Here is a 12,023-nt window from a genome sequence, read left to right on the forward strand (position 1 = left end):
CTCCTTCACTCTCCACTCTTCAAAGATTTTGACGGCGAAACTCGGCGGGAGTGAGGTGCATGGGTTTTTCTGGGTTCCAGATTCCTTGGCCCATAAGTCTAGCCCATTGTTGGGCACGTTCTAAACGCTGATCATATTTGTGGTTAGGCGATCGCTCTACAAACATTGCATTCCCTTGTTTCACTAATTCCTCATTCAACAACACCTTATTTTTCCACACATAAGCTAGAGTTCGCCCGATTTTGTCTTTTGTTTCTAAATCAAACTCCAGCGTTACCGATTGTTCTGCACCTCCAATTAGATTCTCTAACTGTTCTTTTGCTGCGTCCCCCCAAGGTCGCTGTCGCAAATCTGGTGCATCAATGCCAACTAACCGCACTTGGGAAATTAAATTTGGTTGTTCAGCCATGCCTACCACTTCCAAACTTTGCCCACTAACTATCCGCGCTACTTTTACCTGAGCCTCATTGTTTGGCAGTTGGTTTTTACCTTGACAACTTATCAAGAGCAACAAGCAAGCCAAAATCGCTATTTTTCGCACCCAATCACCAAGACGCATAGGCATTAAAATTTCGCCTATGGTCGTCATTGCGCGATCGGTGATTTTGAACAAAAGAGGCAGGAGGAATAATGTCTTTTGCCTCATGCTGCGACCAGAGGTAGCTTGGGTTTGAATCCCCAAGTTCTTCAAGTGACTCTCGTCGTTCAGGTGGGGTTGATGAGCAAAACCTCCTGCCTTATTCAATTGTTTATTCCTCATCTAACGGTAAACCCGCTTTCACTTTACCCCTAGCAAAATACCGGCCAAACTGGAGTTCATAGACTTCATCTTCGTCTTGTGTCTCCACCTCCAAGTCAGAACGGGGGTAACTCACACATAACAAGGCATAACCTTGCCGACGTAAATCTGGCGACAATCCGATCGCCTCGGGTTGGTAAATTTCTCCCGATAAAACTCTCACCGCACAAGTGGTACAAGCCCCGTTACGGCAGGAAAACGGCAGTTCTACCCCTTGTTTTTCGCCAGAGTGCAGGATGTAGCGGTCTTCTGGGACTTGTAGGGTGTGGGTTTGGCCAGTGGCGCGATCGCGAACTCTAATTATGTATGTACGGGACATCTGGATTTGCGTTTTGGAATTGGGACTTTCAGATTCAATCTAAAATATCTTTCTTTATCTTTGCATTTTCTGCGATTCTATAGTATGATCGTAACTTGTGGCACCTGGAGAGGTGGCCGAGTGGTTTAAGGCGCAGACCTGGAAAGTCTGTTTAGGGAAACTTAACGGGGGTTCGAATCCCCCCCTCTCCGTTCTCAAAGCTAGTCTAAATATATAGTTTGAACTAGATTTCTACAAATAGTCAGGTTCTTTAAAAAGCAATATGGTTTAGTTAAAGAAGTCGGAAGTCGGAAGTACAGTTTTGTAACGGCGATTTAGACTCCGCTTTCCACATACTTGCGGCTTCTTTGTTGCCGGGGACTTAAACCCACGGAATGTTGTTAAGGCTAAAAACTGAAAGTGGCGTTGGTTGGAGAGCCACTATGCCCTTGCGGTTTTCCCAACTTGTTCGCGGCTAGTTTTAAGGGAGAAGTAAGTAAAGTTTGAGGAAAAAAGCCAACATTTTATACTAATAAGCTTTATACTCACAACTAAAGTTTTCATTAATACTTCTTTCCTCCTGCCCTCGGCCTCCTCTTGTAACATTTGTTTATTTTTCACTCATAATTGAGCCATTTTGTAAAGTGGCCAAACTCCTACTTCACTATGGCGACAGCCTGATGAACGGATCAGGTAAATTAAGATAAGTAAATAAAACGCTTTGAACTAAATGGCAGCTCTAAGCTTACAAGAAATTTCTACTCAGTTAGAAAGTCCAAATTTACGCGATCGCATGGTAGCCCTAGCCAATCTGCGTCATGCGTCCCCTGAAGATGCAGTTCCTTTGATTAAAAAGGTACTAGATGATGAATCTTTGCAACTGCGATCTATGGCAATTTTTGCCCTTGGAATCAAGCCGACACCAGAGTGTTATTCAATTTTGGTCAGAATTCTCGAAAATGACCCCGATTATGGGATACGCGCTGATGCTGCTGGTGCTTTAGGATATTTAGGTGATGCCAGAGCCTTTGAGGTACTTTCACGGGCATTTTATGAAGATACTGATTGGCTAGTGCGCTTTAGTGCAGCCGTTTCTTTAGGTAACATTAAAGACCCTCGTGCCCATCAAATACTTATTCAGGCATTGGATAGCAAAGAAGTAGTGTTGCAACAAGCTGCAATCTCTGCACTGGGAGAAATTCAAGACATTGAGTCAGTCGATCAGATCCTGCGCTTTGCCCAATCAGATGATTGGTTAGTAAGGCAGCGTTTGGCAGAAGCTTTGGGTAATCTTCCTACTCCCAAGAGTGTTTCAGCTTTAAAATACCTAGAAAAAGACAATCATTTCAACGTTGCTGAGGCAGCTAGGATTGGCCTCAAGAAGCTTGAGGAAATAGGCAATCAAGCTTAATATTAAATCCTGCTACCTTTTAATAATAATTAAGTGGGAATTTTAGCATTTTGATGCAGGGTAATTTTATTCATGAATATTGAAGAGTTTTTTCAGTTAAGTACTGGTAAATGGTTTTCTCATCGTACTAGTCAACATTTGGCTTTTAACCAATCTGAAGATAGCAAGTCAGACATCATCATTGAGGCGCTGGCACTAGATGATCCACAAGTGATAAAACTGTGTCAACAGTACGAAATTAATTCTAGTTCCGCCTCTTGTGCTGCCAAAATTACCTGGAATGGCACAATAGGAAAAGATCAAGCAAAACACAGTGGTTCAACTGTGTTAGTTTCTGTAACTGATGCAGATAATCCAGCTGAAGGTAAGCTACTGCGAGAAATGGTTGATGCCGATAAAACTCCAGTTGCCGGACACTATAAATTTGACAGTGATGGTGCTTTAATCCTAACTATAGAGGATGAAACCATGTCGTTAGAAGAGCGTCTGTGGTTTGCTAGCCCCAATTTACGAATGCGGGTAAATGTCCTCAAGAGTTTTGATGGATTTAGTATCGCTTCCTTTACTTCAGAGATTCGCATGGGTGGTTTTCCACCAGCTGCGAAGGCTTCCGAGGCGGCTAATTCAGTATCGAGTTAGTTTTGTAGGCTGTGTTATGCCGCTCTCTTACGCACCATCCTAAATTTTTACTGCGTTTTTCAGTGCGTTAGGACTAATGTCTATAACGCACCTTTTTACATTAGAAGAAGTGCAAATAACAAAATACCAAACTGTGGTTGATTCCATAGTGGGGAAAAAATTTAGATATATTTCTCTTGGCGTTGAAACTTTTTAAATTTGCAAAAAGTTAGCGATCGCCTGCGGTAGTGGCAAAATAATTACAATCAGCAATCCCATTGCCAGTAATCCCCAAACGTCACGTTGATTATCCAATTCAGTGACATCATTCAGTGCAGGCTCATCAATCAAGGGCATAAATAATAAGATAATTGCCCACACCAAAAATTCTTCTCTTACTAAAGCCAGTAATAGCAATAACACGCGAGCAATTTGACCAATTACCATCGCAGTTCGTTGTCCAAACATCGCATGGACAATGTGACCTCCATCTAGCTGTCCCACAGGCATTAAATTTAAGGCTGTAACAATTAGTCCCAAAAAACCAGCTACTGCAACTGGATGCAAATCAAGGGCTGATTTTGCCGTTAACTGACTACCCAAGGCTAACTTCGAGAGTAGTGCTAGTAAAATGGAATACTTGGGATTAAGGGCATCAGGATTTAAAAGTCGGGTTTTTTCAGTGATGGAAACCACATCAGAATGAGCCAAACCCCATATTAGTAATGGCACAGTCACCACAAAGCCTGCAATTGGCCCAGCGATACTAATGTCAAATAAAGCTTTGCGGTTAGGAATCGGACTACGCATCTGAATAAATGCACCAAAAGTTCCCAAAAAGAAAGGTATGGGAATAAAGTAAGGCAACGTCGAGCGAATCTTGTAGAATTTAGCCGTTAAATAATGTCCAAGTTCGTGAATACCCAAAATAGTCATTAACCCTAAAGCATAAGGCAATCCCTTGAATAGAACATCTGGGTTAGATAGAACTTTGAACAAAGAACCGACTTCCCGTAGGGGCGGTAGAGAAACACCAGCAATTTCCACTCCCACCAAGGTAGTAGTTACCAAAGTAGCTGCTAGCAGTAGAAGTGCTAATCCTGGACGAGTTAAGCGTTCTTGTTCGCGTCGTGGTGTATTTCTCTCTTTAGCAGCTTGAGTGTTGGGAACCAGCACAAAGAAAGGTTTGTCATTTAAACCTTCTTGAAAGATCAGCAAGAAGCGATCGCCAAATTGTGCTTCAATATTAGTTTTAATCTGCTGGTAGGCGTTGCTAGCTTTAGTTCGCAACTGACCACGGCAAATCACGGCTTGTGGTCGATACTCAATATTTTGAACGTAGTATACAGACCAAGGAAAACAATTTCGTAGTTGAGTCTCTTCCGTTGGCTCAATGGGACGCACTATTGGTTCTAGGATAGGCTGGATAGTCGGCTGTGATTCTGAGGCTTGGGGTTGGGTTTGGGCCTGTGTATCTGTTGGCGATCGACGCCCCCATTGAAACAACGTCCAGTACAACACTGTGGAGACAAATATCGACCAAAGAATCAGCGCTGGCGGTGGAGGTTGTTTTGGCCCATACAGCAGCGTCCATCCACTCAACAGTAATGCTGGTGCCATTAAAACCAGCCACAACAACCATACTGGCGTCCGGGTGATCTGAGCGACGCTGTGCTGCACCATTAGATAAGTAGCTAGCCCCAGTAGGAGGATAAACAGAAACCAAAATGCCATATTATCTTCAGTAATTTTAACAAAACGTCCCACGTAGCTTCAGCACCATAGCATTAACTACAAGGCAGACCTCAAATCCCAATTTTTTTCACAATGGTTAACAGTGCCGGTTAACGCTCAAGTTTCAATTCTTTAGAATTTCCACACTGTAACCACATTGTCTACAACTCCTCAGTTTCGGTTCTTTGATTATGTGCCCTCTACCTCAAGTGCCAAGCCATACAACTAAGCCACCACGGGCTGTTTTCCCTAACGAAGTTCTTAGCGGAGGTTCTCTGCAATCGGACTTCGCACAAGAGAGCATTTTTGCTTTTCCACCCAATCGGGACACATTAGGGGGAACCTCTTATCTTATTGTAAGAAATGAAGGCAATATCCTCATAGACTGCCCTGCCCTAGACCAAACAAATCAAGATTTTTTGCGATCGCATGGAGGCGTGCGTTGGTTATTTCTCACCCATCGAGGCGCGATTGGCAAGACTGCTGAATTTCAGCAAATCTTTAGCTGCGAGGTGTTGATTCAAGAGCAAGAAGCTTATTTGTTACCAGGCTTAACCTTAACTACCTTCAGGCAGGAATTTACGCTTGATGCCGCAGCCCAAGCGATTTGGACACCAGGTCATTCTCCCGGTTCATCTTGCTTCTACTACAGTGAACTTGGAGGTATATTGTTTTCTGGTCGTCATTTACTCCCTAACCAGCACGGTGAACCAGTACCATTACGGACAGCTAAAACCTTTCACTGGCCTAGGCAAATTCAGAGTCTTCGATTCTTGTTAGAAAATTTTACATCAGAAACTCTCCGCTACATTTGTCCCGGTGCTAATACAGGCTTTCTCAGGGGCAAGCGATTTATGGATCAGGCTTATCAACACCTTGCCTCTCTAGATTTATCAGCTTTGCTGCGGATACAGCCTTTTTGAGGCATTGGGCATGGGGAGTTAGGGACTTCCAACTAAAAAAATATTTTATCGCGGTGTAGGCAGGGGGGCTATTAGCTGTCTTGCTGGGGGAGAAAGAAAAATATTATCTGAGTAAATTGGATAATTTATTTTCTGGAAGTCCTTTAAAACTTAAAAGTCGACCTTCTGAAGCTCAATGTTCACCTCCTGAAGCTCAATGTTCACCTCCTGAAGCTCAACTTCCACCTTCTGAAGCTCAGCGTCTAAGTTTTAACTCCCTCTCTCTTGCCCAATCCCCAATCCCCAATCCCCAGTCCCTAATGCAAGTTTTGTAATATTTGTTAAGCAAGATATTGTCCTGGGAATTCTAACTTTAGTACACAGGAATTCCCGTAAAAATTTATGAGCGCAAAAGCTGATGGAACTTTAAGGATCGCTGGCTACCAAATCTTAGAGCAACTTTATTCAGGTTCTCGTACCCAAGTTTATCGGGCAGTACGAGAATGTGATCGCCTACCAGTTGTCATCAAGCTCTTAAAACGAGAATACCCAACTTTTAGCGAATTAGTACAGTTTCGCAACCAATATGCGATCGCTAAAAACTTAGATATTTCTGGCATTATCAAACCCTATAGCCTGGACCTATCACAATGGCTATGCCCTGGTAATGGAGGATGGTGGTATTTCCTTGCGGCAATTTACTCAAGGAAAAACACTGACTTTAGAGCAATTCTTACCCATTGTTCTGCAACTGCTAGACACGCTACACCAGTTACATCAACAACGCGTCATTCACAAAGACATTAAACCAGCCAACATTTTAATTCATCCTGACACCAAACAAATTAAGCTGATTGATTTCAGTATTGCGTCGCTTCTACCACGAGAAACCCAGGAGATCCAAAGTCCTAACGGGTTGGAGGGAACGCTAGCATATCTGTCGCCAGAGCAAACTGGACGGATGAACAGGAGTATTGACTACCGCAGCGATTTTTATTCATTAGGTGTGACTTTCTTTGAACTACTGAGTGGACAACTGCCCTTTGAATCCCAGGAACCAATGGAGTTGGTGCATTGCCACATTGCGAAACTTCCACCCTTAGCCTGCGATTTCAACCCCGATTTGCCCTTGATGCTGGGTGAAATTATCCGCAAATTGATGGCGAAGAACGCGGAAGACCGCTATCAGAGTGTGTTGGGACTTAGACATGACCTCGTTACTTGCCTAGAACAATGGCGAGAAACAGGCAAACATAACTGGTTTGAGTTGGGACAGCGAGATATTAGCGATCGCTTTCTCATCAGAGAAAAACTCTACGGACGCGAATCGGAAGTACAGACGTTACTGGAAGCATTTGGCCATGTTGCCAATGGTGGCTGTGAACTGATGCTGGTAGCAGGTTTCTCTGGCATTGGCAAAACCGCAGTCGTTAATGAAGTGCATAAGCCGATTGTGCGGTGGAACGGTTACTTCATCAAAGGTAAGTATGACCAATTCAACCGCAATATTCCTCTGTCTGCTTTTGTGCAAGCCTTTCGTGACCTGATAGGACAGTTGCTTAGTGAAAGCGATACCCAACTAAAGAAATGGCAGAGCAAGATTTTAGCGGCAGTTGGAGAGAATGGGCAAGTCTTGATCGAGGTGATTCCTGAACTAGAGCAGATGATCGGCAAACAGCCTGCGTTCGCCCCTGGCGTTGGCGGAGCCATCGCTAAATTATCGGGCAGTGCGGCACAGAACCGTTTCAATCTGCTGTTCCAAAAGTTTATTCAAGTTTTCACCACACCAGAGCATCCGTTGGTGATGTTTCTCGATGACTTACAGTGGGCAGATTCGGCATCGCTCAATTTGCTGAAGCTGTTGATGGCCGAGAGCAATCGCGGTTATCTATTCATTATTGGCGCATACCGCGATAACGAGGTATTTGCAGCTCATCCACTCATGTTGACGCTAGATGAAATCAAAAAGGAATCTTCTTGCGTCAACACTTTGACTCTATTTCCCTTGAGTCAAGCAGATGTGAACCATTTAATCGCCGATTCGCTCAGTTGTGCAACTGAACAGGCATTGCCGTTGACAGAGTTGGTTTATCAAAAAGCCAAAGGCAATCCCTTTTTCACGACTCAGTTTCTGAAAGCGCTGCATGAGGATGAGCTGATTACCTTTGATTGGGAGGAAGGTTTTTGGCAGTGTGATGTGACGCAAGTACGATCGCTCGCTCTCACCGATGATGTAGTGGAATTTATGGCACAACAGCTTCATAGATTGCCACCCAACACTCAAGATGTTTTGAAACTGGCAGCTTGTATTGGCAATCAGTTTGATTTGGCGACGCTGGCGATCGTCTATGAAAAGTCGCAGACAGAAACCGCTTCGGACTTGTGGAAAGCATTGCAAGAAGGATTTGTGATTCCAACCAATGAAGTCTACAAGTTTTATCAGGATTCCTCATTGGTGATTGGTCATTTGCAAATGACAAATGACAAAGCGCAAAGTCTGAGCGGAGGTTTCCTCCAAGCAGAACTTTGTAAGAGAGGACAAATGACAGTTTACAAATTCTTGCACGATCGCGTTCAGCAAGCAGCCTACTCTCTCATTCCCAACCAGCAAAAACAGGTTACTCACCTGAAAATTGGGCAACTTTTGCTGAACCATACACCAGCCTCAGAACAGGACGAAAAACTATTTAAGATTGTCAATCAACTCAATATCGGAAATAGCTTAATTGTCGATCCATCTCAGAAAACAGAACTCGCTCAACTCAATTTACAAGCTGCACAAAAAGCAATAGCTGCAACAGCATACGCCGCCGCATTTGAGTATGCCACTATAGGTATTGCAATGCTTGCACAGGAGCGGTGGCAAACAGAATATGAACTAACCCTGACACTTTATGAAGCTGCCACCGAAGCAGCTTATCTAAGTGGCAACTTTGAGCAGATGGCACAATTTCCAGCAGTCATTTTGGAAAATGCTAGAACCTTATTGGATACCGTTAAAGTCTATGAAATCCAAATTCAAGCCGCTCAAGCTCAACATCAATTTCTACGGGGCGTGGAGCTTGCTCTCAAGATTTTAGAGCAGTTAGGAATCCATTTTCCAAAGCAGCCGCGCGAATCAGATATTGCATCGGCTTTCGATGTAACCAAATCCATTTTAGCTGGAAGGCAACCGCCAGATTTAATGGCTCTACATCAGATGATAGAGTCAGACAAATTAGCCGCTATGCGGATTCTCGTAGGTGTCTCTTCTTCTGCCTATGTTGTTGCTCCAACACTCTTACCATTTATTATCCTTGAGCAAGTAAATTTATCTGTTCAGTATGGCAATACCTCAGACTCTATAAATGGTTATGCTTACTATGGACTGCTGCTTTGTGGGGCGGTAGGAGACATTGAACGCGGCTATCAGTTTGGACAACTAGCACTCAAATTACTCGAACAGTTTAATGCCAAAAAGTTGAAAGCCAGAACTTATGTCGCAGTATGCTGTAGTGTATTGCATTGGAAAGAGCCGCTCAGGAACACCTTAAGGCTTTTTCGGGAAGGCTATCAAATTGGGCTGGAAACGGGAGATTTAGAATCATCTACCATTTGTGCATTCGGTTACGTCATGCACTCTTTGTTTGTCGGGAAAGAACTCGGAGAGCTAAGTCGGGAAAGTGATGCCTTCCGCTTTCAACTTACTCACCTCAAACAAGAAGGACTTCTCAGCCATCTGACTATTTTTCAACAAGGGGTTTTGAATTTAATCGGCGATGGTGCCCAAGTATGGCAATTGGTTGGTAAGGCTTTCAATCAAGAGCAAATGCTGCCAGTCCTCCAGCACTCAGGCGATCAAACTGCGCTGTACTATTTCTATGTGAGTAAACTTTTTCTGGGTTATCTGTTTGGGAAGTTTGAACTTGCAGTAGAAGCTGCGATCGCTACTGAAAATTATCTAGGCGGTGCAATAGGATTATTTGTGGTTCCAATCTTCCACACCTATGATTCTCTAGCTCATCTAGCAATCTATTCCCAAGTTTCCGAAACAGAACAACAACACATTCTTGGGCGGGTGAGCAAAAATCAGGAAAAGATCAAAACTTGGGCCAGCTATATTCCAGCCAATCATTTACAAAAGTTTTATTTGGTTGAAGCAGAACGGTATCGCGTTCTAGGACAGAAATCGGAGGCGATAGAATTATATGATCGCGCCATCACCGCAGCCAAAGAAAACGGTTATATCCAAGAAGTTGCATTGGCGAACGAACTAGCCGCCAAATTTTACCTCGATTGGGGCAAACAGCGCATAGCTGGGGAATACCTGACCCAATCTTACTACGGCTATGCTCGTTGGGGTGCTAAAGCCAAAGTCGCCGACTTGGAACGACGCTATCCCCAACTCCTCGCCCCTATCCTTGAGCAAACCCGTTCTCCCCTCTCCACTCACGAAACTATGTTCACATTGGGGAGTGTGACATCCACCAGTTCCGCCACTTCCACCAGTTCCGTCACTTCCAGTAGTAGTAGCGTCTCTGTTGCTTTAGATTTAGCTGCCATTCTCAAAGCTTATCAAACTATTTCAGGGGAAATCGAACTCGAAAAACTGCTAAAAGCATTACTGCATATCGTCATTGAAAATGCGGGAGCCGATAAGTGTGTGTTCATGCTATTGGAGTCAGATCGTTTACTAATTCAGGCGTCAGCACAGCTTTCCCTGAACGGTGTACAGAAACAGGCTGCTAAAGTCGATTTTTACCCGATATTGCTCAACCCACAATCTATTGAAGACTGTGTTGATGTGCCAGTTGGTTTAATTAATACCGTCAAACGCAGCTTACAACCAAAAGTGATTATTGATGCCACAGTGCATCCGCAATTAATTAATGATCCGTATATTCAACGACAGCAGCCCAAAAGTATCTTATGCTGCCCGATTTTGCATCAGGGAAAGTTGCTAGGCATATTGTATCTAGAAAACAATTTGGCAACCGGAGCCTTTACAAGCGATCGCGTCGAACTACTAAACTTACTTTGCGCTCAAGCTGCAATTTCTTTGGAAAATGCCCGACTTTATCGCGATTCTCAAAACTCTGCTCAACAATTAACACAATCTCTAGCAAAATTGCAGGCTAGTGAAACCCGCTTCCATAATTTGGCGAATAATATTCCTGGGATGGTGTACCAATTCCGTCTAGCGGCTGACGGTTCAACTTCAACACCTTATGTTAGCTCTGGCTGTTTCGATTTATATGGGTTAGAGCCAGAGTCAGTCATGGCAGGGACGCATAGCCTTTACGCCATGAATCATCCTGACGATGAGCCAGCAATTGTACAAGCGATCGCCTACTCTGCCCAAAATCTCACACCATTTGAGCTAGAATGGCGCATTATTCTGCCTTCAGGAACCGTAAAATGGATTCAATCTGCTTCTCGGCCAGAGCGACAAGCCGATGGCGCAATTCTATGGGACGGGGTGGTAATTGATATTAGCGATGTCTACGACGAGCTTCGCTTACGCAAACAATCAGAACTTGCCTTGCAGCAAAAATCGCTTGATTTGCAACAAGCACTAATCGATCTACAAAATGCTCAATTACAAATAGTCCAAAGTGAAAAAATGTCAGCACTGGGTAATTTAGTTGCTGGCGTAGCTCACGAAATGAATAATCCTCTGGGTTTCATTGATGCCAGTCTCAAACAAGCTAAACCTACTGTTGCTGATATTTTTGAACATCTTAGACTTTATCAAGAAACTTTACCCAGTAAAAGTAAAGAGATTCTTGACCATGCCGAAGAAATTGACTTGGATTACAGCCTAGAAGACTTGCCCAAGATAATTGATTCTATGTCTATGGCGTGTGACAGGTTAAAAAATATTAGCACCAGCCTTTGCACTTTTTCTCGTGCTGATAGAGATTATAAGGTGCCATTTCATATCCACCAAGGCATTGACAGCACGATTTTAATTTTGAAACATCGTTTGAAAGCAAACGAACAGCGTCCGGCGATTGAAGTAGTTACAAACTATGGAAATATACCCCAAATTGAATGTTTTCCTGGTCAATTAAATCAAGTATTTATGAATATTTTAGCCAATGCTATTGATGCTTTGGAAGAATCGAATAATGGACGCAGGTTTGAGGATATTCAGCATAATTGCAATCGAATTGTAATTACAACTTCTCTAGAAGAAAATTTGATAAAAATTATCATTGCTGATAATGGTAATGGAATAACCGAAGAAGTAAAACAAAAGATTTTTGACCATTTATTTAC

General features: G+C 43.3%; 8 protein-coding genes and 1 tRNA gene. 6 read left to right on the plus strand and 3 right to left on the minus strand.

The genetic code is table 11. The features are described from left to right. Positions 1–19: 19 nt before the first annotated feature. Positions 20–589: a thermonuclease family protein gene (locus ACFE90_RS13195; protein WP_375501193.1), complete on the minus strand. Its 570-nt coding sequence runs from the start codon at positions 587–589 to the stop codon at positions 20–22. Between the two features lie 160 nt (positions 590–749). Next, positions 750–1,118: a 2Fe-2S iron-sulfur cluster-binding protein gene (locus ACFE90_RS13200; protein WP_375501149.1), complete on the minus strand. Its 369-nt coding sequence runs from the start codon at positions 1,116–1,118 to the stop codon at positions 750–752. A 106-nt stretch (positions 1,119–1,224) separates the two neighbouring features. Here ACFE90_RS13200 and ACFE90_RS13205 point away from each other — a divergent pair. The 3 genes from ACFE90_RS13205 to ACFE90_RS13215 all read left to right on the plus strand — a co-directional run bounded on the left by ACFE90_RS13205 (position 1,225) and on the right by ACFE90_RS13215 (position 3,147). Further along, positions 1,225–1,309: transfer RNA gene (locus ACFE90_RS13205), tRNA-Ser, on the plus strand. 518 nt (positions 1,310–1,827) lie between these two features. After that, positions 1,828–2,508 (plus strand): HEAT repeat domain-containing protein, encoded by a 681-nt coding sequence (locus tag ACFE90_RS13210; RefSeq protein WP_375501151.1) that lies wholly within the window; start codon positions 1,828–1,830, stop codon positions 2,506–2,508. A 72-nt stretch (positions 2,509–2,580) separates the two neighbouring features. Continuing rightward, positions 2,581–3,147 (plus strand): phycobiliprotein lyase, encoded by a 567-nt coding sequence (locus ACFE90_RS13215; RefSeq protein ID WP_375501153.1) that lies wholly within the window; start codon positions 2,581–2,583, stop codon positions 3,145–3,147. Between the two features lie 192 nt (positions 3,148–3,339). Here ACFE90_RS13215 and ACFE90_RS13220 read toward each other — a convergent pair whose 3' ends face one another. Then, positions 3,340–4,860, minus strand: a complete 1,521-nt coding sequence (locus ACFE90_RS13220) for a site-2 protease family protein (RefSeq protein WP_375501155.1) — start codon at positions 4,858–4,860, stop codon at positions 3,340–3,342. Positions 4,861–5,051: 191 nt separating this feature from the next. Between ACFE90_RS13220 and ACFE90_RS13225 the strand changes: the two genes are divergently transcribed. From ACFE90_RS13225 to ACFE90_RS13235, 3 genes are all read left to right on the plus strand, one after another. Further along, positions 5,052–5,783 carry an MBL fold metallo-hydrolase gene (locus ACFE90_RS13225; RefSeq protein ID WP_375501157.1) on the plus strand — a complete coding sequence of 244 codons (732 nt, stop codon included), beginning with the start codon at positions 5,052–5,054 and terminating at the stop codon, positions 5,781–5,783. Positions 5,784–6,164: 381 nt separating this feature from the next. Continuing rightward, on the plus strand, positions 6,165–6,569 hold the full coding sequence (locus ACFE90_RS13230; RefSeq protein ID WP_375501159.1) for a hypothetical protein: 405 nt from the start codon (positions 6,165–6,167) through the stop codon (positions 6,567–6,569). After that, positions 6,451–12,023 (plus strand): AAA family ATPase (locus ACFE90_RS13235; RefSeq protein ID WP_375501161.1); only part of this gene is annotated, 5,573 nt, incomplete at its 3' end. The genes ACFE90_RS13230 and ACFE90_RS13235, both read left to right, overlap by 119 nt.

The sequence above is a fragment of the uncultured Nostoc sp. genome (genome assembly GCF_964245445.1).
Taxonomy (GTDB): Bacteria; Cyanobacteriota; Cyanobacteriia; order Cyanobacteriales; family Nostocaceae; genus Nostoc.